Here is a 23,309-nt window from a genome sequence, read left to right on the forward strand (position 1 = left end):
CGCTGGAGCGCACTGCTCTTGCCTGACTCGGATTCGCCGTCCTCCGCAATCTGGAAAGCGACGCGCAGGACCTCGGTCTGGAAGTCGATCTGATCGCGCGAGACGGCCATGGCCTCACCGATGCGGAGCCCGCATCCCGCCATGAGCCAGAGCATTGCTCGGTACCGGGGCGGGGCCCCATCCAGCATGGCCAGGACCTCGCGGGTCGTCAGCCGCCGTGCGTTGCTGTCGTGTTCCGAGACCATCACGGATTTGAACGCCCCTACCGCGAATGGCAGGGGCGTTCATTCGATGGTCAGCGTCGCCGTCGTGATCGGTCAGCGTGCCAGCGCGCGTACGAGCATCGTGCCCACGGTCCTGCCCTGCGGCGGATCGATCAGCGATGCTGACACCGCCGCGAATCCGTGGCCTGTGAGCAGGTGCTCCCATGCATCGAGGCTGTGGTTGTGACGCAACCCCGCCCCGCCTGGTTTCACGTCTTGACTTCCGGCGGGGAGGTGGGAGAACGCGAGAGTGCCACCCGAAGCCATACGGGATCGAATCAGCGGTAGCAGTGTGTGCGGCTCGACGAACCACACGGCGCCAAAGATGGAGAGCACGACGTCAAAGGTCTCGTCCGTCTCGCTCAGGAAGGCCGTTGCCTCTGCCGTGCGGAACTCAATACCTGTCAGACCGGCCCAGCGTTCCTTTGCGACCGTTTCGCGGGCAGGTGCAACGTCCACTCCCAGACCCGTCGCACCCAGCGTGACCAGGTGGGCCAGGTTGCTCCCGCTGCCTGAGCCGAGTTCCAGCACCCGACGTCCGGCGACAGGGCCAAGAACGCTCTCGTTCGGCCCGTGATCGGCGTACTGGGTCCAGTTCAGCCACGTCGTCTCACCTGTGGCGTTCACTGCCCTGCGCGGCTTGCTTCCGACCGCGTATTTGTCCCAGGACTCAGCCAATGACATGCGGTGATCCTTTCCAGCAGAAGGGGCCTACTCCCAACGTACGGGGTAGGCCCCAACTCAACTTCTATGCGGCTCTACTTGGGTGAGTCGTGGCACCCGGCGTGGCACTGGTTGCAGTTGGCTGCACTCTCCATGCCCCACAGGTCGGGGTCGATCTCGAACCCGACAGCCTTGATGGCCTTGATCGTCTGCTCCAGGACCAGCGGGCCGCCGGTCCTGGAGTCGTGCCCGTCCCGTGTCGCCTCGTCGTCGCTGAGGCATTGGACCCCGGCAGCCGTTCCCGGAAGCTCGGGGACGTGGTGGATGTACCGGCCGAAGTGCCGGTTGGTGAAGTGGTGGTACGGGATCGAGTCGAGCATGAACGAGTGCCATGCCTCGTCCACCTGCTCGGACGGGCCCATGAGAAGGCCCGGGTTCTCGCCGCACGTGACCAGGTAGGCGATGGCCTGCCCGAACTTGGCTTCCGCCAGTTCGCGGGTGTTCTCCGGGTTCCGGAGGAGAAGGGTTACCTCCCGCTCCCACACGTCCGGCGTGACGTACGTCTTCGGGTCGCGGATCACTACTGCCGTATTCATGCTGGCTTGCCTCCACGTGGTTTGGATGTCCGACGTGCTCCGTTCATGCCGTCCGCCTCTGCACCCGGGGCACAGGCACGGGGGCATCAGGCCAGTCGCTAGGGGCTCCCCGCCCTCACCCTCGTACAGGGTTCGCGGCTCGGTCTGCGTACCGTTGGCTCTCACCGTGTAGGCGCTGATGCGGATGGACATGTCGACCATGCTCCGGATTAACCTCGACCATCGCGGCGACGTTCGAGACGACCCTCAGGCGTCATATCGACGTCACTCCCAGGGCGTCAACCCGGTGTCATTCAAGGTGCTGCGTCGCTAGCCTCGGACCATGACGACTACGGCCGAGCGCGGGCGAGTTCCCAACGACGTCCTGACCTCCGTACGCAAGTCGATGAATCTCAGCCAAGACGAGTTCGCCCAGGGATTACGTGGGGCGGGGGAGGAACTGGGCGAACCGAACGATGCCTCCAAGCGACTTGTGCAGCGTTGGGAGTCCGGGATGACCAGGACGTGCCGCCCGCTGTACGCGCGAGCGCTAAAACAGTTCACTGGCCGCGCCCCCGAGTCACTAGGCTTTGCGATCCCCATGACACGCGTCCACTCAGACGGCGCAGGAGGCCACGATATGGAAGCTGGGGAAGTCGGCACGACCAGTGCCGTCACAAGTCCGGAGCCGGAGACGCAGGGAGAGTACGCAGGTATCTGGCTGTCTCGGTACGAGTTCTACTCGTCCAGCCGTGACGAGACTTTCGACTGCAAGCACCATGTCGTCATCGTCCAGCACGGCAACAGGCTGACTGCCCAGAGCCTGCCCGGAGCGTCGACCAATCCTGACAGCCCTCTGTCTCTGGATCTGACCGTGGACCGGAACATCATCACAGGCACGTGGACGGAACAGACGGCGGTGGACGGCTACTACCACGGTGCCCGGTACCACGGTGCCGTCCAGCTACTGATCGAGCCGACGGGCCGTCGTATGGCAGGCAAGTGGGTCGGTTTCGGAAAAGACTTCGACGTGAACAGTGGGCCCTGGGAGCTTCGCCTGCTCGACCGCTCCACGGGACGGGCCAGCGTCGAAAGCTACTCGGCTTCCCCAGAGTGAGCGGCAGGTTCACGTGCCTAATGCGTGAGAGCACCGCTTCTGGGCCTGTCCTGGGGGAATCCTGGGCGACCCCCTCACTTGCAGGGTGTTTTCGCAGGTCAGGCAAACGTATGCCGTAGAGCACCCAGATCTACGAGGGCACGAACCAGGTCCAGCGCATCGTCATGGCGAGGAACCTGCCGTAACGACCCGGCGCAGCAGCGCAGAACGGCCCCCGGAATTCGACACCTTCCGGGGGCCGTTGTCGTGCGGGGGCGGGAAGGCCGGGGGCCGACGCGCGGACGGGTGTCGTGCCGGCTCTTCATCCGGCCGTGCCGGTGCCACCCCGTGGGCGGTAGAGCTCTTTGGCACGGGCGGGGTCCACGGACCCGTCCTGGGGCAGGTGCAGGAAGTGGTCCAGCTGCCACGCCTGCGCCCTGCCGGCTTGGCGGTTGGTGGTGGTCACCCAGGGCGGATAGACGCGGAAGGCCCGCTTTCCGCCGACACCGTTCACCGACACGACACCGTGCCGGCAAAGCACGTCCTTGGGGATGACGAACTGGCCGAGGTGGTGCTGGTCACGGCTGCTGATGACGAAGAGGTCGACGGAGTCCGACGCGTCGAAGGGCTGGATGGGCCCGCCGGGGGACCTCTTCCATACGGTGACGAACTGGCCGACCTTGGTGGGGGTCGTCTTGGCCGCGCGGAATCGGATGGAGAGTCCGTCAAGGGTGAACGTGTGGGCGGCGTACTCGGCACTCTCGGCTTCGGGGACCGGCTGCGAGCAGGTGAACCCGCAAGGGTCGTAGACGAGGGCCTTCGCCGCGAGGAGATCACCGTGGACCGGGTCGGTGTCCGGCCACGGCGTGACGCCGGCCGGTTGGAGATCGGGTGAGTACTCGCGGTTCGTCGCCATTCGTTCACCCTGTCACGAACGCATGGACGGTCGCCGACCCGACTGGGGACGTATCTCTCGTGGAGCCATGGCGCATGCTGCCTGTGCTCAGGAGCACAGGCAGGACGCCCAAGGCCCTTGTGTGCCGAACTGCCTGGACGCTCTGCTGACCGCACCCGTACGTGAAGATCGACGACGAGCTCGGAGGAACCCCGATGGGTGGGGCAGGCCGCCCCGGTCGGCGGACTCCGAGTCGAAGACCGGCCGGCCCTGGTGGTCAGGACGGCAGGAATTGCCGCCGAGGCAGCCACGACCCCGCAGCCCGAGGAACCGCGATCCGGAAACCGCAGCTTCAAGAACCGCGGTGTCAGCGGACGACGTCGAACACGTTCTTCTGGATGCCGTTCGCGTACGCCTCGTGCTCGACCAGCTTCAGCTTCTGGCGGTCCTTGTCCGTGTCGCTGAACAGGCGCTTGCCCGCGCCGAGCAGGAGCGGGAAGACGAGCAGGTGGTAGCGATCGATGAGGTCGGCGTCCGCGAGGCTCCTGTTCAGGGCGGCGCTGCCGTGGACGATGATCGGGCCGCCCTCGGTCCGCTTCAGGGCGGCCACCTCGTCCAGGGAGCGCAGGATCGTGGTGTCGCCCCAGTCGGACACCAGGTCGTCCTCGGCGAGGGTCGTGGAGACGACGTACTTCGGCATCACCTTGTACGACGCGAACTCCTCCATCCCCGGCCACACCGGGCTGAAGGCCTCGTAGCTGACCCGGCCCAGCAGCATGGCGGCGGCCTCCTTCTGCTCCTGGTCCTTGATGGCGTAGGCCTCCGGGAGGAACTCCACGTCCTTGAAGGTCCACCCCGAGTTCCGGTAGCCGGGCTCGCCGCCCGGGGCCTCCACGACGCCGTCGAGCGAAACGAACGCGGTGCTGATCAGGGTGCGCATCGGGTCTCCTGGATGTGTCGCTGGGTTCTTACGACTCACTACTACGTTTCACTACTGCGTCTCACTATTACGGATGTACTGACCGCGCGCCGCGCAGAAACTCATCGGTTAGCCTCCCGGCACATGACTGAACTCGACAGACTGACCGTCCTCTTCACCGCCCTGGGCGCGGGCGGCGACGCCCGCGACTGGGCCGAGTCCGAGGTCGACGAGGGGCTGCCGCAGCTCGCCCGCTACCGGCTGCTGCGCACGGTGTGGCAGGACGTCGACGCCTGGGCCACGGCCGCCGGGCAGTGGGTGGCCGCCTACCGCACCGACGGCACGGCCGCCGACGCCGTCGACCGCGCCCTCGCCGCCGGGCTCACCCCCGAGGACCTCGGCGCGCTGGCCCGCGAGGTGGCCCGGGAGACCGCGTTCGGGGTGCTGTACGCCCTGGCCGACCCGGCGGACGGGTCGCTGCCCGCCGAGGTCGAGGAGCAGTTGCCCCGTTGGCGGATCGCGGAGCTGACCCCGGCCGGTGAACCGACCGGCCGCCACCTCGACGCGCTCCACGAGGACTTCGCCGAACTCGAACCGAAGGGAGTCGCCGGATGACCACACCTCCAAGGGCATCGCGCACCACCACCCCCTTCGACCGTGCCGAGCGGCGCATCTGGTCCGGCAAGGCCGAGGCGTACGCCCGCACCTACGCCCGCCTCTGCGCCCACCTGGTACCGGCTCTCCTCGACGCCGCCGAGGTAGGTCCGGGAGCCCGGGTCCTCGACGTGGGCTGCGGCAGCGGAACCGTCAGCCTGGCGGCGGCCGCACGCGGTGCCGCCGTGCACGCGGCCGACGCCGAACCCGGCATGGTGGACGCGTCCCGCCGGGCCGTGCCGGGCATCGCGGCGTGCATCGCCCGGCTCCCCGAACTCCCCTACGAGGACGACGCGTTCGACGCGGTCGTCGGCAACTTCGTCCTGAACCACGTGGGCCGCCCGCGCGAAGCGCTCGCCGAGCTGCGCCGGGTCACCCGCCCCGGCGGACGGGTCGCGGTCACCATCTGGCGGTCGCCCGGAGCGCCCGGCCAGACCCTGATCGGCCGTGCCGCGCGGGCCGCCGGTCTCACCCGCCCCGACCGGCTCCCCGCACTCGCCCCCGAGGACGACTTCCCCCGTAACCCGGAAGGCCTGGCCGCCCTGCTCGACGCGGCCGGGCTCCTCGGGGCGCGGTGCTCCGAGGCGGCCTGGGAGCACTGCTGTGACCCCGACACGTGGTGGGCGGGGGCCGAGCGGGGGATCGGCGCGATCGGGCAGGTCCTCAACAGCCGGGGGGCGGAGGGGGTGGCGGCGGCCAGGCAGGCGTTCGACGCACTGTGTGGCGAATTCCGTTCGAAGAAGGGCAGGTTGGCGCTCCCGCACGTTGCGTTGCTGGCACACGGGGGAGCGTAGGGGGCATGGGTGATTCGCCAGGAGCACGGCTTGTGCGGCGCACCGGCGTCAGACGCAGTGATCCTGCCGAGCGCTGACGAACAGGATGCCGTTCACCGGAACTCGGTCAGCAACTCCGTCAGAGTGGGGTGTTTCGCGGGGGTGACCGCCTCAACGGAGCCTTTGTGCCTGCTCGGGAAGCCAGTGACGCACTGTTGCTGGATCGTTTGATCACACGGGTATCGTGTCGCGGGGAGCAGCTCTCCAGCGGTATACGGGGTGGGGATCATGTCATTCGCGAAGGAATGGGGCGAGCTGAAGGCCGCCGCCGCCATGAGGCTGAACCAGGCCGGCGGCGCCGGGGGTTCCGGCCCGGCGAAGGGGTCGGCCGACTACGTCGTCTCGGACGACGAGCTGGGGGACATCGGCCACGCCGCCTTCAAGCTGTTCAACGGCCTCGAACCGGCCGGCAAGCATGCGAAGGCGGCGAGCGAGGCCGCCGGCAAGGGCCTCAAGGGCGACGGGTTCGACACCGGCGCGGCGTTCACGGAAGTGACCGAAACCTGGGAGAAGCAGGTGAAGACCCTCCTACAGGCATGCGCCCACATCTCCAACCACCTCGACTACACGAAGGCGTCGAAGAAGGCCGACGACGAGTGGATCGAGACACAGCTGCGCATAGTCGGGCCCGTCGCCCCCGGGGACGACGGGGCCGTCCCCGCTTCTCAGATCAGTAAGTACTTCCGGTAAGGAGAGCCGTCACCGTGCCCACCTTCGAGCAGCTCCTCACCGCCCGGCTCACCCCGCTCGCCACTGCGGTGACCCAGTGGACCGAGATGATCGGCAAGCTGAAATCCCCTCTCCAGACCGATGCCAAGGCGATGAAGTCCAAGGCGGACAAGTCCAGTTGGGCGGGCGAGAACGCCACCGTCACCAAGGAGTTCGTCACCAAGACCGCCAATGAATTCAGTGACGCGGTCACCGAAGCAGAGTCGGTACGTGACCTCCTCAAGGACGCCCACGCCCTCTTCAAGTCGGCCCAGGACGACCTCAAGTACGCGTACGAGAACCCCCCGCCGGGCATCGTCATCTACCCCAACGGCGTTCTCAGCCACCGGGTACACCCCGACCGCCGCTCCAAGGACAGCACCGAGCCCCTCGCCACCGAGGCTCAGTTCGAGGCGCTGCGCGGCAAGCTCGAAGGGATCCTGAAGCGTGCCGACGAAGCCGATGAGCTCTGCGCCTGGGGCCTGCGCGCACTGATCCGCAACCACGCAAACGATTTCGGCAGCACCGACCTCAACGGCCTCGCCGACGCCAAGAGGATGCGCGCCGAGGAGAAGCAGCAGGCGGAGAACGGCCGTGAGGCCGCCAAGCTCTACGCCCGCTGGGAGCACCTCGACGGCGACGAGCGCGAGCGGCTCCTCACGATCGCCGAGAAAGGCAAGGACTCGACGGCCTTCGCCGAGCAGCTGATGACGAACCTCAGCTACCGGAGCCGTGACCAGCAGGAGGCCGTGCTGCTGCTCGCCAGCAGCCTGGAGTCGGGCGGCCGTGACGGCCAGGTCTCCAGCACCGACGCCCGCCTCTACAAGGCGCTGTCCGGCTCCCTCGCCACCGCCACCGGACCCGACTCCTCGATCGGTTCCCCGGGCGGTGTCACCTCGGCCTGGACCGACAAGCTCATCACCACGGCCCGCGACGGCAACGGCCTGGTCCGCCAGCACCCCGGGCTCATCGTGGGCGGCGCCGCGTCCCTGAAGGACCTCACGGACCTGATGGCCGCCGACCCCGGCGACAACGCCGTGTACGACCCGAACAAGGACCCCAAGGAGAAGTCCTCGCCCTGGAGGAAGGACGAGGACGACCCGGTCTTCAGCGAGGCCTTCCTGACCGAGGTCGGCGACACCATCCGTGAGTGGGAGACGGACAACGACGACGCCTACGACGGACCCCTGAGGCACTGGCAGGGCACGCAGGAGGACCCGATGAAGGGCCTGCTGAACGCCATGAGCCGCAACGCGTCCGCCTCGACCCACTACTTCGATCCGAACACCACCGACAACCTCAAGTACTTCCTTGAGGACCGGAAGTGGCCCGGTGGTGAAGTCGAGAGCAAGATGCCGGACGAGAAGCAGTACACCTCGGCCCGCGCCCAGCTCGGCCTCGCACTTGAGGCCGCGGCCACCGGCCGCGTTCCGGGTTCGGAGCTGCACCTGGCACCGGCTCACCACAATGCCGCCGAGACCGCGATCTTCGAGCGGGTGATGGGCGAGTACACGGAGGCGCTCCGCAAGGACCAGAGCGCCATCCCCGTCACCATGCGCCTGCCGATGGCCGACATGATCGCCGACTACGGCTCCGACGTGCACCAGATCCTCGGCAAGGAGATGGACGGGCCGACCGACTTCAACCAGCTGGAGATCGACCGGGGTGACCTCACCCGGATCATCCGCGCCACAGTGGAAGACCCCAACGCCTACAAGATGATCCATGGCTCGCAGACCGTGGTCATCGGTGAGGGGCTCGAAGGCTTCCCGGCGGAGTCTTTCCGCAAGGAGGATCAGGAGCTGCGGGCCTGGGTCCAGCAGTCCGCGAATGTGCTCGGTCACCTCGATGGCGTGCGCGACGACGTCATCGCCGACCTGGGCCAGGCGGAGAAGGACGCCAACGCCTACGAGAAGATGCTCAACTACCACATCGTCGGGGGGCTGCTGACCCCCATCCCGCTCGGCGGCGACGCATTTCAGCGCTCGGTGGACTGGGGCCTGAGCGATGACCTGAACGAAGAGAACGCCAAGGTCGACGCCGAGACCCGCAAAGACAGGATTGAGCATTACGAAGGCGGCCTGGAACAGCTGAACGGCATGTTGCGTGGGGTGGCGCTGGAACGAGGGCTCTCAGAGAAGGAACTGGACGCGAGCCCCAGCGAGTTCGAGAACCATCTCCAGGCGAAGGCCAAGGAGTGGTACCTGAGTGGCCTGGCCGAGGCCAACAAGCTGACGGGGCAGTAATCGATGGACAAGAAGTGGCTGCCGTTGACTATCACGCTCGGTGTCGCCGGGGTGGCCGTGGTGACGGCGAGTGTCTGGCCCGACAGCGTGGAGAAGCCGCCGTTGCCGCAGAGCCTGTGTCATGGTGCGCTCAGCCGGGAGACGGCGGAGCTGATCGACGACGGCCAGGGTGGGGAGATCAGTACGGACGAGTGGGAGAGCAAGGGCAGGACCACTGACTACGCGGTGTTCAGAGGGTGCTGGGTGCGGCGCGCAAACCCGTACGACGACAACGACAACCCTCGCGGGGTCTACAAACTGGTCGTCGCGGATACCCGGAGCGAACCGTACAACAAGAAGGGCTCCGTCCCCCTCGGTCCCGGCTTCGCCGGCTGGGCGCTTCCCGACGAAGCCGAGGTCACGTTGCCTGCCGGCTGCCCCGTCCGTATGGGCTCGACCGCCCCGTACATCAGGGTGTGGCTCAGCGTGCCCTCGCAGGACGAGGAGAAGCTGACCAGGCTGGAGAGGAAACGGCCCGTCGACGTGGACATCGCGCTGCGCAACAACGTGACCGTGATGCGGGAAGCGGCCACCAGGCTCGTCAAGAAGTACGACTGCGCGGATTGACCGTCGCGCGGACGGCTGTATCCCTTCGGCTTCCACCTCGACATCGGGGGTCCCCGTGTGCGCGAGGACGTCGTCCTGGGGCGATGGGGCGGTGGTCACGGTGCGCGCTCCTCGATCGTGCCCGGGGATGTCGTGCCCGGGGACAAGGGGCGTGCCCTTCACGCTAGGCCGCTCCCAGCAGCTCGCTCCGGCAGCCACGGCAGTGGCCCGGTGAGGTGGCACGGAACGCGTGGTCGCAGCGGTCACAGTTCTGGAGGGGGATGACGACGGCACGGCGGACCGGGGGCAGATCCGAGGTGCCGGGCAGCGGCGGCGGCAGGAGCACGGTGAGGCGGTGCCTGATGAGCTTCGCCGGGCTTCTGGGCGGCTGCGGGAGGTCGGCCGTCAGGGCATGGCGGATCGCGTCGGGCTGCGCGTCGCGCTCCAGCCAGGCGGCCACACCGGGGGCCAGCTCCTCGATGTCCTGCTCGCAGAGCACCAGTTCTTCCGCGTGACGCCGCAGGTCGGCGAGGAGCGCGGAGGAGGCCCGGCGCAGCTCCGGGGTGAGCTCGCGGGGCTGGGGGAGCGGCCGACGCGGCGGCTTGGGTGCGGTGCGCGGCGGTACGCGTACCGGGGGGTGTGATCCTTCCGGTGCGGGGGCGGGTTCGGGCGCGGGTTCAGGCACCGCAGCCGCCCCCACGGGCAGCACAGGCGGCCCCACCGGCACGGGTGCCGGGGGTGCCACGACCGGCATCGGCACCACCGCGGCCCCGCCCCGCAGCAACGCACCCGGATGGTTGCAGAACACCGTGCGGGTGACCATCCGGCCGTTCGCCAGCCGCACGCGGGTCCGGTGCAGGTAGCCGTGGGTCTCCAGCTCGCGCAGGGCGGAGGCGATCGTCGTCTCGCCCTCGGCGAAGCGGGCCGTGAGCGCCTTGATGCCGACCTGGGACCCGGCGGGCAGCGACTGGATGTGTACGCCGATCCCGATCGCGGCGAGGGAGAGCTCGGCGTGCTGCGCGAGGTGGTTGCCGACGATCGTGAACCGGTTCGTGTGCGGGATCGCTACGTGGATCACGCCGGAGGGCGGGAGAGGCTCGTGAATCCCGGTCAGGGCATGGGCGAGGGCGATATCGTGCTGGGTATCCATCGGGAAGGTCCATCGCTTCCTTGGTGGTCAGGCCCTCGTTCGGGATTGCCGTCCCGGCGGGGGCCGTCTCATGTCTGGGGTTGTGGTCAGCGTGAGCATATGCCTGCCAACCCGTCCGAAATCCAGCCCAGTTGGTGAATCTCACCCGTGTGGGTGACCAGCCCCTCCCGCAGCTGACCACCGGGATCGGGTGGGGTGGGGTTGGGTAATTTCTCTTGGTTCTTTAAGTACTTGACGTCGCGGTCCACCGGGTCGCGGTCAGCCACGACCCGGTGGACCCTCACCGGATCGTGCCGCGCCACGACCCGGTGTGAGCAGCGATTGCCGGCTGAGGCGCACGGGCCACCCCCGTACGTACGTGAGGGCGCTCGGCCCGCCCCGGCTGGTGGGCGAGCACCCTTGCGTACGTCAACTCCCCGCCCTGTTCGCCCTTTGTGGCGGAAACCCTGACACCGGCAACCCCCCTTCGGCACACTGAGTGCATGGATGATCACCCGGGGAAGTCGCCGGACCACCTCACCATCAACGTCACCCACCGCGACGACCCGGTCTCTGAGGTCACCGAGGTGGACGCGTTCGCCTCGGTCCGCAAGTACCCGAGCATCGTGGTCCGGGGGCCGCTGTTCGGGCTCGCCGAGCAGCGGCGCGGGGACCGGCCGCGCTGGCGGCTGATGGGTGAACTCGACACCGGGTTCCCGCAGATGGCCCGGGACGACCTGAACTCGCACCTGTGGTTCAAGGCGAGGGACGAGACCGAGGACCCCGCCGTGCGGCGGTCGCTGCTGGCGGCCGTGGCCCAGCTGGAGACCAAGCCGGTCAACGAGGTGACGGCGGACGGAGTCCGCTACCGGGTCGTGCGGGCCGACGAGTTCGCCCGGATCGGCGACGACCGGCTGGAGCCGCCCCGGGCCACCGACCCGGACGACGACAGCTGGGACCTGGACGCGCCCGACACCTCCCGCACCGAGGGCTTCGTGATCGACCACGCGGCCGCCGTCGGGCTGTCCGAGGGGATCGACCGGATGGGGCTGCTGAACCTCTCCTACACCGCCGACCGCTTCCCCAAGGACGTACGGGCCGACTCCCGGCGGGCGTTGACCACCCACCCGGGGGTGGTGCTCCTCCCGGCGACGTTCCGGGTGGTGGAGCGGAAGGAGTTGTCCTGGTCGATGGTGACCGGGCAGTACTCGACCCCGCAGGGCGCCCGGCGCGCCCTGGTCCACCGCCTCACCCGGCCCGTGCCCCAGCTGCCGGATCTGCCGGACATGCCGGAGCTGCCCGAGTGGATGAAGGTGGACGAGAAGGAAGCGGCCCTCCACGAGAGGGCCGCGAAGAAGTTCACCGCACGCCGGAGGCCCAACGAACTCGTTCTGCGGGGGCGCCGGTACGAGGTCGTCCGCGTCGAGCGCATGATGCGGATCGGGCCCGACGGACCGGAGAGGCCGCGCCCGTCCGACGTGGACGACTACGGCCCCTCCCAGATCCATCCCCTCATGGACGAGCACGGGAACATCACGCACGGCTCATAGGTGAGGTGAGGTGAGGTGAGGTGAGGGCGAGGGGGTCAGTTGCCCTTGACCGTGACCTTCTCGTCGTTGTTGAGCTGCTGCACGAGCTGCTTCACCTTCGCCTTGTCCCAGACCAGGTTGCTCCCGATGCTGCCCGAGATCGGCATGTTCAGCGACGTACCGTCGCCGCCCGTGACGCCCTTCATCGCGAAGAACATGTTGCCCAGCGCCCACAGCGACATGTCCTTGTCCACGATCAGCGTGTCCAGCCCCGCGCCCATCGTCGGGTACAGCTTGAACGGGTTGAGGATCGTGGACGGCGTCGCCGTCTGGCTCGCCAGCGCCGCGAGGAACTTCTGCTGGTTCTTCGTACGGTCGAGGTCGCTGCCCGCGAACGCGTAGCGGGTCCGGACGAAGGCGAGGGACTGCTCGCCGTTCAGTGTCTGCTTGCCCGCCTGGAAGTCGGCGCCGGACTTCTTGTCCTTGAACGCCTTCGGGATGTCCAGCTCGACCCCGCCGATCGCGTCCACGATCTGCGCGAAGCCGCCGAAGCCGATCTCGACGTAGTGGTCGATGCGCAGCCCGGTGTTGAACTCCACCGTCCGCACCAGCAGTTCGGGCCCGTCCTCGGCGTAGGCCGCGTTCAGCTTCACCTGGCGGCCGGTGCCCGGGAACATCTTGCCGGACTCGGAGCCCTTGAAGGACGGGATCTCGACGTTGGAGTCGCGCGGCAGCGAGATCAGCGTCGGGCCGCTGGAGCCGTCGTGCAGGATCATCATCGAGTCGGTGCGCTTGCCCTCGGCGGAACCGGTGCGCAGCCGCTTCTTCTCCTCGGCCGACATGCCCTCACGGCTGTCGGAGCCGACGATCAGGTAGTTCGTGCCGTCGCCCGCCTCCGGCCGCTCGATCACCTTGGAGAGGTCGACTTCGCGCTTCAGCTTCGAGTCGGCCCAGAAGTACGTCGAGACGGAGACCGCGAGGAGGACGACCACCAGGGTCAGTGCGCCGAGCTTGATACGGCGGCGCCAGTCCGGGGCGGGGCGGCCCTGGACGTAACCGCCGTCACCGCCGGCACCGCGACGGCCGCCGCCCCGGCCGGAGCCGTTGCCGCCGCCGTAGACCTGGCCCGTGTTGTAGCCGCTGTCGTAACCGGCGTCGGGGCTGTCGCCGTAACCGGGGGCCGGGGCTCGGTAGCGGTCGTCGTACCCTTGGCCCTGCGGCGGGACCTGAGGCCTCTGCGGCGGCGTCTGCGGCCTGCGGGGCGGTGCCGGGCGGCGCTGGACGTGCGGCATCGACCGCGCGCTCTCGGGCTGGGGGCTGGCACTGCCCCGGCCGTAGCGCTCGCTGCCGTCACCGGTCCGTCGATCGGGCCAATCGTTCATCCGACCAGTGTGCCGTCCCTTGCCACGGCTATTACAGGGTGTAAGGGAAATCGCACCAGGGCTGTAGCGAACCTGATGCATTCTGCGGGATCGGGGCCCGCGCATAAGGTGGACTGTATGACAGATCAGGCCACCCGTTCAGATCAGGCCAGCCGCTCGGATGGCGAGATTCCGGGCAAGCCGACCGCGGCTTCCCGGACCACGCTCAGCCACATCATGACCGGCAGCGACACCAACCTCCTCGGTACGGTGCACGGAGGCGTGATCATGAAACTGGTCGACGACGCCGCGGGCGCCGTCGCCGGCCGGCACTCCGGTGGCCCCGCCGTGACCGCCTCGATGGACGAGATGGTCTTCCTGGAGCCGGTCCGCGTCGGCGACCTCGTCCACGTACGCGCCCAGGTCAACTGGACCGGCCGCTCCTCGATGGAGGTCGGCGTCCGCGTGATGGCCGAGCGCTGGAACGAGTCGACCCCCGCCCAGCAGGTCGGCAGCGCCTATCTGGTCTTCGCCGCCGTCGACGGGGACGGCAGACCGCGCTCCGTGCCGCAGGTGATCCCCGAGACCGAGCGCGACAAGCGGCGCTACCAGGAGGCGCAGATCCGGCGTACCCACCGACTCGCCCGCCGGCGCGCGATCAAGGAACTGCGCGAGAAGCGCGCGGCGGACGGTATCGACGACTGACCCCGTCCGCGACAGCCCCACGGGCTTCCGGGAACCGCGGGAACCCTTGCAGGCTCCGGAACCCCAGGAGCTCCCGAAACCCCATACAGGCTTGACCCGTACAGGCTCCCGGAAGCCTACGGGCACACCACCTCGTCCCCCGTCACCGTGGAGAACTCGCCCGCCTGCCGGGCCTCCGCCTTCACCCGCTGCACCTTCGCGAAGTCCGAGCCCACCGTCACCTTCATGGTTCCGCCCTGGCCCTTCACCGCCTTCAGCTCGCTCCCGGGCAGGGCGGCGGCCAGGGACTTCGCCGACCGGTCCCAGCGCGGGTCGTACTCCACGAGCGTCCGCTTCAGATCCCGCAGCTCCCCGTTGAGCGGGCCTCCCGTGGTGGTGAACCCGGTGGCGCGCAGCCCCTCGTCGACGGTCTGGCCGAGGCCGTCCTTCGGGGTCCCGTTGTAGACCTGGACCCGGATCTCCTTCGGTGCCACGTCGACGAGCGTGGCGGGCGGCTGCCGCGGGCCCGCCTCGGGTTTCGGTTCCGGCTTCTCCGGGGCCAGCGGCCGGTCCTCGCGCAGGGCCTGGAACAGCTTCTTCGACTTCGCCGCGTCCCACTGCACCGTCGAGCCGATGCCCTTGACGGGGAAGCTGGGGTTGCCGATGGGCACGGACGTGAACTCGGACGAGGCCGGACTGAAGTCCTTCATCGCCCGGCCGAGTGCCAGCATCTGCTCCGTACCGAACCCCTTGTCCGCCCGGACCGAGCCCAGCACCGAGGCGGAGACCTGCTGGAACTTCACCGGGTTCAGCAACACCCCGCTGCTCGTCGCCCGCTTGATCAGCGCCGCCATGAACTTCTGCTGGCGCTCCATCCGGCCCAGGTCGGCGGCCACGTCGACATGGCGCGAGCGCACGTACTGGAGGGCCTGGCCGCCGTCCAGCTCATGCGTGCCCGCGGGCAGGTTCAGCCCGGTGTACGAGTCCTTCATCGGCCGGGCCGTGCAGATCTTCACCCCGCCCACCGCGTCGACCGTCTTCATGAAGCTGGTGAAGTCGACCTCCAGATAGTGGTCGATCTTGACGCCCGTCATGTTCTCGACGGTCCGCACGGTCAGCGTCGGCCCGCCCTCCGCGTACGCGGCGTTCAGCTTCACCGGGTGGCTCTCGTGGTGCTTGCCCGTGGTGCGGTCGGTGTGGGCGGGCATCTCGGCGTAGCTGTCCCGGGGGAGGCTGACGACGCTCGCCCGCTGCTTGTCGGCCGACAGATGGACCAGCATGATCGTGTCCGTGCAGTGGCAGGGCGCGCCGCCCAGCCGGTACTTCTTCCGCTCCTCCTCGGTGATGGTGTCCCGGCCGTCGGTGCCCACCAGCAGCAGGTTCGTGCCGCGGCCGCCCTGGGGCCGGTTCTTCATGTCCTTGAACGGGTCGACCCGGCCGATCCCGGTCTCCAGGTTGCTCACCACGGCGTGACCGATCCCACCCGCGCCCAGCACCAGCACGGACAGACCGGTGGCCACCCGCATGCCCCAGCGCGGCCGTTCGTCCTGCTTGCGCGAGCGGACCGGCCGCGCACCCTGGGGAGGACGGCGCCTCGGGGGAGTGGCGCGGGGGTGCGACGGGCGCTGTGGTCGTTGCGGCGTGGGCACGGGGGGAGACACCTCCGTGGTGCAGGGGGGACCGTCCGACGGTAGGCCCATAGGATCTCCGCCCCGGCCCGCCACCGGGCGGCGCGCGCACCGGTGTCCCCCATTCGCGGTAACGTGGCGGCCGAAACAGAGCCGCCTCCTGGGGTACGAAACCCCCGGCGCCCCCGAGGACCCCCCGAGGACCACATGTCTGCCGCGCAGTACCCCGCCGTCTCCGTGATCATGCCGGTGCTCAACGAGGAACGCCATCTCAGGAACGCGGTCCGGCACATCCTGGAGCAGGAGTACGCCGGTGAGATGGAGGTCGTGATCGCGCTCGGCCCCTCCACCGACCGCACGGACGAGATCGCGGCCGAGCTGGTCGCCGAGGACCCCCGGGTCCACACGGTCCCCAACCCCACCGGCCGCACCCCCGCAGCCCTCAACGCGGCGATCAAGGCATCCCGCCACCCGATCGTCGTCCGGGTCGACGGCCACGGCATGCTCTCGCCGAACTACATCGCCACCGCCGTCCGCCTCCTGGAGGAGACCGGCGCGCAGAACGTCGGCGGCATCATGCACGCCGAGGGCGAGAACGCCTGGGAGGACGCCGTCGCCGCCGCGATGACCTCGAAGATCGGCGTCGGCAACGCGGCCTTCCACACGGGCGGCCAGGCGGGCCCGGCCGAGACGGTCTACCTCGGGGTCTTCCGCCGCGAGGCGCTGGAGCGGGCCGACGGTTACAACGTCGAGTTCATCCGCGCCCAGGACTGGGAGCTGAACTTCCGCATCCGCGAGGCGGGCGGGCTCATCTGGTTCTCGCCCGAGCTGCGCGTCCAGTACCGCCCGCGCCCCTCGGTGAAGGCGCTGGCCAAGCAGTACAAGGACTACGGCCGCTGGCGTCACGTCGTCGCCCGCTACCACTCCGGCTCGATCAACCTGCGCTACCTGGCCCCGCCGACCGCCGTCGTCGCCATCGCGGCGGGCCTGGTCCTGGGCGCGACCGTCACCCCGTGGGCGCTGGTCGTCCCCGGCGGCTACGCGGCCGCGATCCTCGCCGGGTCGGTGCCCGCGGGCAAGGGGCTGTCGCTGAAGGCCCGCGCGCAGATCCCGGTGGCGCTGGCGACGATGCACATGTGCTGGGGCTTCGGCTTCCTCACCAGCCCCCGGTCCCTGGCGAAGAAGGTCATCGCGAGCCGCCGCCCGTCGCTGGCGGGGAGCAGCGAGACGGTCTGACCGGACCGACCGGACATTCGACACGTACGTGAGGGCCCCACCGCTGAACGGTGGGGCCCTCACGTACGTACGGACTGCTATGCCGTCACCAGGTGTAGGCCGGGTTGACCTCCATGCACGCCTCTTGCTCCCCGTTGAGCGCACCCGCGGAATCCGGGGTCTTCTCCTCGCCCTTGGACACCGGGTAGACCCCCTCCTCGCGCCAGTCGGCGCCCACCGAGAGCGAGATCCCCGAGACGTCCGTGGACTTCTTCACCTGCGACAGCGGAATCCCGAGCGCCTTGGCGACCGCCTGCGCGTCGCCCTCCAGGTCCGCGCTCGGATACAGGATTCCGGTGCGCGCCGCCCCGGTCACATTGTTCGGGTCGACGGTGGTCCGCGCGAAGCCCGCCTCCTTCAGCTGGTCCGCCACATCGGTCGCCCGACCGGAGGCCGGTCCGAGCGCGTCGGTGGCGGTCCCGTTCCGTACGGCCACGGCGATCTCGCCGACCGGGGCGGACGGGTCCTTCGGCTCAGGCGCCTTCCGCTTGGAGGGCTTGCCGTCCAGCGGTACGTCCTCCCGGACCATCCGGAACAGCTGCTCCGCGTCGCCCGCCTTCGGGTACACCCGGCCCCTGTTGGCGCCGGTGCCGTACACGTTCGGCATGGTCGACATCGTGATGCGCTTCGTCGGGATCTTCTTGAACTCCTCGGCCAGGTCGTAGAGCTTCTTGACCGTGTCCAGGCCCTTGTCGACCGTCAGCGCGCTGGTGGCGGCCTCGGCGAGGTTCATCAGCTTCGCCGGGTCGGTGAGCTTGGTGCCCTTGCGCAGCTCGCGGACCATGGAATTCATGTACTGGTGCTGGGCCTTGGCCCGCCCGAGGTCGGTGTTGTCCTCGAAGCCGTAGCGGGTGCGCAGCCACTGGAGGGCCTGCTCGCCCTTGACGTACGTGGTGCCCTTCTCCAGCTTCAGCCCGGAGCCCTTGCCGTCGGAGGTCAGCGAGTGGATGTTGGCGTCGACGCAGACCGGGACGCCGCCGATCGCGTCGGCCATCGACACCACACCCGCGAAGTCGATCATCATGAAGTGATCGATCCGGATGCCGGTCAGCTCGTACCAGGTGGCCACCGTGCACCCCGGACCCCCGCGCCCCAGGCTCTGGTTGGTCTGCACGTCCCCCGTGCTGGCCGGGAAGACCTCGCCGTCCGGGGCCGTGCACTTCGGCATCTTCAGCATGGTGTCGCGCGGCATGCTGATCACGGACAGATTGCTGCGGTCGGCGGAGAGGTGGAGCAGCATCTGTACGTCGGCGAGCGGCGGAGCCCCGAAGGTCTCCTTCGCGCCGCCCAGCTTCTGGTTGGCCTCGGAGTCCCGGGCGTCGGAACCGATGAGCAGGATGTTGAGCGGGGTCTGCCCGGCCGAGTTGGCCTTGTGATCGGCCATCGGCTTGTCGCCGAGGGTCAGATCCTCTTTCTTGATGTTGCTGTTGAGGTACTCGTAGTAGAGGTAACCGGCGCCGCCGGTGCCGAGTATCAGCACGGAGAGCACGCAGGCGCTCCAGCGCAGCACCCGCCGCTTCCCGCTCTTCGGGGCACGGCGGCTGCTGCGCCCGCGGGCCCGGCCGCCGTCACTGCCGCGGCGCTTCGCCGCCCGACGGCCGCCTTCGCCGCCCGCCGGCCCGTGCCCCGGTCCGTGGCCGCCCCCCGGCCCGTCGCCGTCGTACGGCTTCTCGCCCTGGCCGGGTTGATCGGCGCGGCGGACGCGTGATCGCGTCCCCTCCCCGCGTGTACTGCTCCGTCCCACGGGACCCCCCATGCTGTTCAGATTTCCGCCGTGGCGCGGCGACTCGATGTCACTTGGCGCATACCGCCTTGTCGGCGCTTGCCTGCTCGACGCCCTCCGGAGCCTTCGCCGGCCCGGTGACGGGCTGCCCCGCGCCCTTGAAGTCCGCCCCCAGCGTGAGCACCATCGCCTCAAGGCCCTCGGCATCGGCGGTGCCCTGCTTCATGGCCGCGGCGGGCAGTCCCATCATCGCGGCGAGCGCCCGGGCCTGATCGGCCTGGTTGGGCGCGTACTCCAGCGTCGTCTTCTTGATCTTCTCCGGCGCGTTGGCCTTGTTGGCGGACTTCAGTACCCCCTGCTCGTTCTGGAGCCAGGTGACGGTCGCGCCCGCCGCACCGGGGATCTCACCGCCGTTGAGGACGTCCACGCGTACGTCGGCGGGCTCGGCCTTCGGGCCCTTGAGCAGGGCCGCCTGCTTGCCCTTGGCGGCCTTCTCCTTCTGCTTCACCTCGGTCAGAGAGGTGTCGGCGCGCAGCATCGCGAAGAGCTGCTCACCCTTGACCGGGTCCACGACCACGGTGACGGGCTTCGGCTCGGCCGGGTTGTCGATGACCGGCATCGTGAGGAAGGTGATGTTCTTCGTGTCGACCTTGCTGATCTCCTGCGCCAGCGTCATCAGCTTCTTCGCGTCGCCGATGGCCGTGTCGACGGTCAGGGCCCTGGTGGCCGCGTCGGCCAGCTTGTACAGCTTCTTCGGGTTGGTCAGGGTGTCGCTCGACTTCATCTCCCGGATCATGGAGCCGAGGAACTGCTGCTGCACCTTGATCCGGTCGAGGTCGCTCCGGTTGCCGAAGCTGTCCCGGGTGCGCAGCAGGGCCAGCGCGTTCTCGCCCTGCACCTTCGACTCGCCCTGCGGCAGCTTCAGATGCGACTTCGGGTCGTCGATCGGCTTGGCCATGCAGACCTTGACGCCGCCGACCGCGGTGGTCAGTTCCTTGACCGCGTTGAAGTCGACCATCATGAAGTGATCCGGCTTGACGCCGGTGATGTTCTCGACCGTCTTCATGGTGCAGCCGGGATCACGGCCGTTCTGGCCGAGGCTGGTGTTGAAGCGTTCCTTCGGGGTGCCGGGGATGACGGTGGAGGTGCCGTCCGGCTGCTTCGCCTCGCACTCGGGGATCTCGGTCATCAGATCGCGCGGGATGCTCATCGCCGTCGCGTTGGTGCGGTCCTCGGAGACGTGGAAAAGGATGTTGGTGTCGGCGTGGCCCACGCTGCCGCTGTCGCCGTAGCCCTCGTTGCCCTTGCCGGTGCGCTTGTCGGTACCGATGATCAGGATGTTCATCGGGCCGTCGGGGACGACGTCCTTGTTGCCGGCGTCACCCACGTCGATGGCGTCGATGTTCCCGTTGAGCTTCTCGTACAGCAGGTACGCGCCGAGCGAGGTGCCCGCCACGACGAGCGCCATGACTCCGCCCGTCCACAGCAGCGCCTTCTTCTTGCGCGACTTCTTGGTCTTCCGCTTCCGGCGGTGGCCGGACATGGGCGGCTCGGCGGCCCCGCGCCCGCCCTGGGAGCTGCGGCGGCTGCGCTGGCCGGGGACCTCGCGGCGCGGCCTGTCCGGGGCGCCCTCACGTTCCCGCGTACCGGCCCCTCGACCACCCGAGTCTGCCCGGGAGTCGCCGCGGCGACCGGTTCCTTCGGTAGCCGTGGCCGTACGCGAAGGGCTGCTCGATTCCCCAGCGGAGTGATTCAGTCGCAGTTCGTAATTGCCGGTCTGCGGGTTGAGTACCCACTGGTCGGCGGGGTCGATATCGTCCGCCCGCCCACGGCTATGCGCGTCCACGGTTGCCCAGATCCTCCGTCGGTGCCACGCGAGGCGCCCTCCCCCGGTAAGGCGCTCGTTCCTTCGCTCCAGCAGTGCACGACCTGACGGCCGGAAGCACCGGATCGCGCCACACTATCCGGCACTTTCCTGGTGGGGCGACGTGCGTGACATATTCCACGCCCCTTACAACCGGGCATTCTTCCCATTCCACGTCGATTGTCTTCGGTGTCTTGGGAATTGCTTTACTGCTCACACAGGTCGTCGGCCGCGCTTGAGCCCGAATAGGTGGGCGTCGGCGCCGGGCTCTCGGACCCGGTGCCGTCCGGATTTCCGCTCGGCTCCCGCTCCTGGCCACTCTTCTGCGCCCTCTCCTCGTCCTTGAGTTCGTCGGCCGGGACGACCGCCACGGGCCGGTCCTCGCGGAGTTGCTCGAACAGTTCACCCGCGTCCGGTTCGACGAGTTCGTCCCGGTTCGGGTTCTGGCGGTACGGCTGCCGGGGCACGGTCAGGAACTGCACCTGATCGGTCGGTACATCGCGCATGCTCCGCACCAGGTCGTACAGGTCGCGCAGCGAGGCCAGTCCGGGGTCCGTCGTCAGCGACCTGGTCGCCGCGTCCAGCACCGGGTAGAGCCGGGTCGGGTTCAGCAGCACACCGTTGCTCTGCATCTTGTTGACCAGGGCGCCGAGGAACTGCTGCTGGCGCTCTATCCGTTCGGTGTCGCTGCCGTTGCCGAGGGTCTTGCGCGCCCGTACGTAACCGAGGGCCTCCTCGCCGTTCAGCTTCTGCCGTCCGGCCGGGAGCTCCAGGCGCGCGTCCTTGTCGTCGATCGGCTCCTTGAGGCAGATCTCGACCCCGTCCACGGCGTCGACCATCTCCTTGAAGCCGTTGAAGTCGACGACCATGTGGTGATCGATACGGATGCCGGTCATCCGTTCCACGGTCCGGACGGTGCAGGCGGTACCGCCGAGCGCGAACGCCGAGTTGAACTGTCCGAACCGCTCCCGGGTCTCCTTGTCGTCCCCGGTGCGGCAGCTGGGGATCTCCACCATCAGATCGCGGGGTACGGAGACCGCGGTCGCGCTCTTCCGGTCCGCCGCGAGGTGCAGCAGGATCGTGGTGTCCGAGCGCTGGCTGCCGCTGTCGTCCCGCCCGTACTCGCGGTTGTCCCCGGCGCGGCTGTCGGACCCGATGAGCAGGATGTTCTGGGCGTCCACGACGACCTGCTCCGGCCGCTCCTCCTCGTACGCCTTGAGTTCGGCGGCGGCGCTGGTGTCGGGGGTGATGTTCCCGTCGAGCTTCCTGTACATCCACCAGCCCACGCCCGCGGCGACGAGCACGAGGAACGAGGCGGCAAGGGCGGTCCAGCGCAGCCAGTGGCTGCGGCGGGCGGCCATGACGGCGTCTTTGGGGTGGTCGGCCCAGGTCTGCGCTGCTTCGGTGCTGGTTCCGGTGCTCGTGCCGGTGTCGTCGGCGTCTTCGGGTCCGGCGTCCGGGGCGGGCGTGTCGTCTGGGGCGGGCGTGTCGTCCGGTGCGGGCGTCGAGTCCGAGGCGGCCTTCTCGTCGGTGGCCCGGTCGTCCGGCCCGGACTCCTCCTGCGACCTGCCCGGTGGCGTGGCCCCGGCCGGGCGGTCCGGGTCGGCCGGGGGGTCAGCGCTGTCGGTCACGTCTGCGTCCATCCTTCACGTTCGGCGGCGCGATGGGCCGCCGGTCGCAGGAGTAGACGGCTGAACCTCACGCTTGGTTGTGTGCTGCCAGGAGAGTGGTCTGTACCGCCGATCATCTACCCGCCCCGGCGATCGGTACCGGGGACTCGGCCCGCTGTGGGCCGGACGAGTGCACCTCAGAGCGCTTGTCATACTGCTCTGTTGGTGGCGCCCGCACGCCTCACTCCGCGGTGCCGGTGACCCGCTCGCTCTCGATCCGCTTGGCGAGCCCGTCCGCGTCCAGCTGCCCGAGGTGGCGGCACAGGACCACGGACCCGCCGGCCGCCAGGGGGGCGAAGAGCCCGGCGCTCAGCCCGTCCCAGGTGTCGTACGTACGCCCGGTCAGCAGCCGTGATCCCGGTACGAGCCCGAGGGTGCCGGCGTCCTCGCGGGCCCGGGCGACGAGCTGCGCACCCGTCAGCTCGGCCCCGCCCACGGCCAGCGCGGGCGCGTCGGCGTCCACCGGGGCGAAGGGCGCGAAGCGGTCTCCCTGGCTCGGCACCTCCACCGCGTAGTCCGAGAACCCCTCGGGCGGCTGCGGGAACCGGCCCCCCAGCGGGCGCAGGGCGAGCGCGACCCGCTCACCCCGGCAGGCCCGCGCCCGCTCCAGGGTGTCGGGGCCGGTCACGACGAGGTCGGCGGCGGCCGGGTCGCCCTGGACGTCGGCGACGACCCCGACCGAGGAGCAGGCGAGCAGCCAGACGGCGGACTGCCAGTGCGCGGGAAGCAGGAGGGCGAGCCGGTCGCTGGGCTCCGCGGCCAGGTCGCCCTGGAGCAGATTGGCGGTCTTGGCCACCCAATTGGCGAAGGTGGCCACCGACAGTTCGACGCGTTCTCCGGTGGCGTCGTCGTAGAAGGTGACCAGGGGGCGGGCGGGGTCCGCGGCGAGAGCGGATCGCAGCAGGTCGGCGGGGGTGCGGTCGCTGGAGTTCATCCGCGCAAGCGTACGCGGGGACGCCGTGCGGGGCGGGCTGAACGGGTGTCACGTACACCGGTTCGGCAGACGGGG

At 69.1% G+C, this 23,309-nt stretch carries 20 protein-coding genes; 9 read left to right on the plus strand and 11 right to left on the minus strand.

Annotated elements, in window-relative coordinates:
* Window positions 1-317: 317 nt before the first annotated feature.
* Together ACZ5WC_RS17750 and ACZ5WC_RS17755 are read right to left on the minus strand one after the other, a co-directional pair.
* Entirely contained in the window at window positions 318-947 is a 630-nt protein-coding gene (locus ACZ5WC_RS17750; protein ID WP_468541641.1) for a class I SAM-dependent methyltransferase, read from the minus strand.
* A 74-nt stretch (window positions 948-1,021) separates the two neighbouring features.
* A complete protein-coding gene (locus ACZ5WC_RS17755) occupies window positions 1,022-1,522 on the minus strand; it encodes a glycine-rich domain-containing protein (protein WP_468541642.1) in 501 nt (166 codons plus the stop codon).
* Between the two features lie 322 nt (window positions 1,523-1,844).
* On the opposite strand from ACZ5WC_RS17755, the gene ACZ5WC_RS17760 reads away from it, so the two are divergent.
* Window positions 1,845-2,618 carry a helix-turn-helix domain-containing protein gene (locus tag ACZ5WC_RS17760; protein ID WP_468541643.1) on the plus strand — a complete coding sequence of 258 codons (774 nt, stop codon included), beginning with the start codon at window positions 1,845-1,847 and terminating at the stop codon, window positions 2,616-2,618.
* Between the two features lie 301 nt (window positions 2,619-2,919).
* Here ACZ5WC_RS17760 and ACZ5WC_RS17765 read toward each other — a convergent pair whose 3' ends face one another.
* Together ACZ5WC_RS17765 and ACZ5WC_RS17770 are read right to left on the minus strand one after the other, a co-directional pair.
* Entirely contained in the window at window positions 2,920-3,513 is a 594-nt protein-coding gene (locus ACZ5WC_RS17765; RefSeq protein ID WP_468541644.1) for a MepB family protein, read from the minus strand.
* Window positions 3,514-3,859: 346 nt separating this feature from the next.
* Entirely contained in the window at window positions 3,860-4,432 is a 573-nt protein-coding gene (locus ACZ5WC_RS17770) for a dihydrofolate reductase family protein (RefSeq protein WP_468541645.1), read from the minus strand.
* A 123-nt stretch (window positions 4,433-4,555) separates the two neighbouring features.
* Between ACZ5WC_RS17770 and ACZ5WC_RS17775 the strand changes: the two genes are divergently transcribed.
* From ACZ5WC_RS17775 to ACZ5WC_RS17795, 5 genes are all read left to right on the plus strand, one after another.
* Window positions 4,556-5,026 (plus strand): hypothetical protein, encoded by a 471-nt coding sequence (locus ACZ5WC_RS17775; RefSeq protein WP_468541646.1) that lies wholly within the window; start codon window positions 4,556-4,558, stop codon window positions 5,024-5,026.
* The gene (locus ACZ5WC_RS17780; RefSeq protein ID WP_468541647.1) at window positions 5,023-5,859 is read left to right on the plus strand and encodes a class I SAM-dependent methyltransferase; all 837 of its coding nucleotides are present in this window, start codon (window positions 5,023-5,025) and stop codon (window positions 5,857-5,859) included. Before ACZ5WC_RS17775 ends, ACZ5WC_RS17780 begins: the two co-directional genes overlap by 4 nt.
* Before the next feature lie 267 nt (window positions 5,860-6,126).
* On the plus strand, window positions 6,127-6,588 hold the full coding sequence (locus tag ACZ5WC_RS17785) for a hypothetical protein (RefSeq protein ID WP_468541648.1): 462 nt from the start codon (window positions 6,127-6,129) through the stop codon (window positions 6,586-6,588).
* 14 nt (window positions 6,589-6,602) lie between these two features.
* Window positions 6,603-8,852 carry a DUF6571 family protein gene (locus ACZ5WC_RS17790; RefSeq protein ID WP_468541649.1) on the plus strand — a complete coding sequence of 750 codons (2,250 nt, stop codon included), beginning with the start codon at window positions 6,603-6,605 and terminating at the stop codon, window positions 8,850-8,852.
* A 3-nt stretch (window positions 8,853-8,855) separates the two neighbouring features.
* A complete protein-coding gene (locus ACZ5WC_RS17795; protein WP_468541650.1) occupies window positions 8,856-9,458 on the plus strand; it encodes a hypothetical protein in 603 nt (200 codons plus the stop codon).
* A 163-nt stretch (window positions 9,459-9,621) separates the two neighbouring features.
* On the opposite strand, the gene ACZ5WC_RS17800 is transcribed toward ACZ5WC_RS17795, so the two are convergent.
* A complete protein-coding gene (locus ACZ5WC_RS17800; RefSeq protein ID WP_468541651.1) occupies window positions 9,622-10,587 on the minus strand; it encodes a hypothetical protein in 966 nt (321 codons plus the stop codon).
* Between the two features lie 482 nt (window positions 10,588-11,069).
* On the opposite strand from ACZ5WC_RS17800, the gene ACZ5WC_RS17805 reads away from it, so the two are divergent.
* Window positions 11,070-12,116 carry a DUF5954 family protein gene (locus tag ACZ5WC_RS17805; protein ID WP_468541652.1) on the plus strand — a complete coding sequence of 349 codons (1,047 nt, stop codon included), beginning with the start codon at window positions 11,070-11,072 and terminating at the stop codon, window positions 12,114-12,116.
* Between the two features lie 35 nt (window positions 12,117-12,151).
* Here ACZ5WC_RS17805 and ACZ5WC_RS17810 read toward each other — a convergent pair whose 3' ends face one another.
* Window positions 12,152-13,477, minus strand: a complete 1,326-nt coding sequence (locus ACZ5WC_RS17810; protein WP_468541653.1) for an LCP family protein — start codon at window positions 13,475-13,477, stop codon at window positions 12,152-12,154.
* A 117-nt stretch (window positions 13,478-13,594) separates the two neighbouring features.
* Here ACZ5WC_RS17810 and ACZ5WC_RS17815 point away from each other — a divergent pair, with 117 nt between their 5' ends.
* Window positions 13,595-14,161, plus strand: coding sequence for an acyl-CoA thioesterase (locus ACZ5WC_RS17815; protein WP_311119837.1), 567 nt, complete (start codon window positions 13,595-13,597; stop codon window positions 14,159-14,161).
* 116 nt (window positions 14,162-14,277) lie between these two features.
* On the opposite strand, the gene ACZ5WC_RS17820 is transcribed toward ACZ5WC_RS17815, so the two are convergent.
* Window positions 14,278-15,840 (minus strand): LCP family protein, encoded by a 1,563-nt coding sequence (locus tag ACZ5WC_RS17820; protein WP_468541654.1) that lies wholly within the window; start codon window positions 15,838-15,840, stop codon window positions 14,278-14,280.
* A 135-nt stretch (window positions 15,841-15,975) separates the two neighbouring features.
* On the opposite strand from ACZ5WC_RS17820, the gene ACZ5WC_RS17825 reads away from it, so the two are divergent.
* A complete protein-coding gene (locus ACZ5WC_RS17825; protein ID WP_468541655.1) occupies window positions 15,976-17,004 on the plus strand; it encodes a glycosyltransferase family 2 protein in 1,029 nt (342 codons plus the stop codon).
* An 85-nt stretch (window positions 17,005-17,089) separates the two neighbouring features.
* Here the strand turns inward: ACZ5WC_RS17825 and ACZ5WC_RS17830 are convergent, their stop codons facing one another.
* The 4 genes from ACZ5WC_RS17830 to ACZ5WC_RS17845 all read right to left on the minus strand — a co-directional run bounded on the left by ACZ5WC_RS17830 (window position 17,090) and on the right by ACZ5WC_RS17845 (window position 23,234).
* Entirely contained in the window at window positions 17,090-18,799 is a 1,710-nt protein-coding gene (locus ACZ5WC_RS17830) for an LCP family protein (RefSeq protein WP_468541656.1), read from the minus strand.
* A gap of 37 nt (window positions 18,800-18,836) precedes the next feature.
* Window positions 18,837-20,612 carry an LCP family protein gene (locus ACZ5WC_RS17835; RefSeq protein ID WP_468541657.1) on the minus strand — a complete coding sequence of 592 codons (1,776 nt, stop codon included), beginning with the start codon at window positions 20,610-20,612 and terminating at the stop codon, window positions 18,837-18,839.
* Window positions 20,613-20,836: 224 nt separating this feature from the next.
* Entirely contained in the window at window positions 20,837-22,273 is a 1,437-nt protein-coding gene (locus tag ACZ5WC_RS17840; protein ID WP_468541658.1) for an LCP family protein, read from the minus strand.
* A 208-nt stretch (window positions 22,274-22,481) separates the two neighbouring features.
* Window positions 22,482-23,234 carry a TIGR03089 family protein gene (locus ACZ5WC_RS17845; RefSeq protein ID WP_468541659.1) on the minus strand — a complete coding sequence of 251 codons (753 nt, stop codon included), beginning with the start codon at window positions 23,232-23,234 and terminating at the stop codon, window positions 22,482-22,484.
* Window positions 23,235-23,309: the final 75 nt, after the last annotated feature.

Source organism: Streptomyces sp. NPDC033165 (assembly GCF_055577965.1).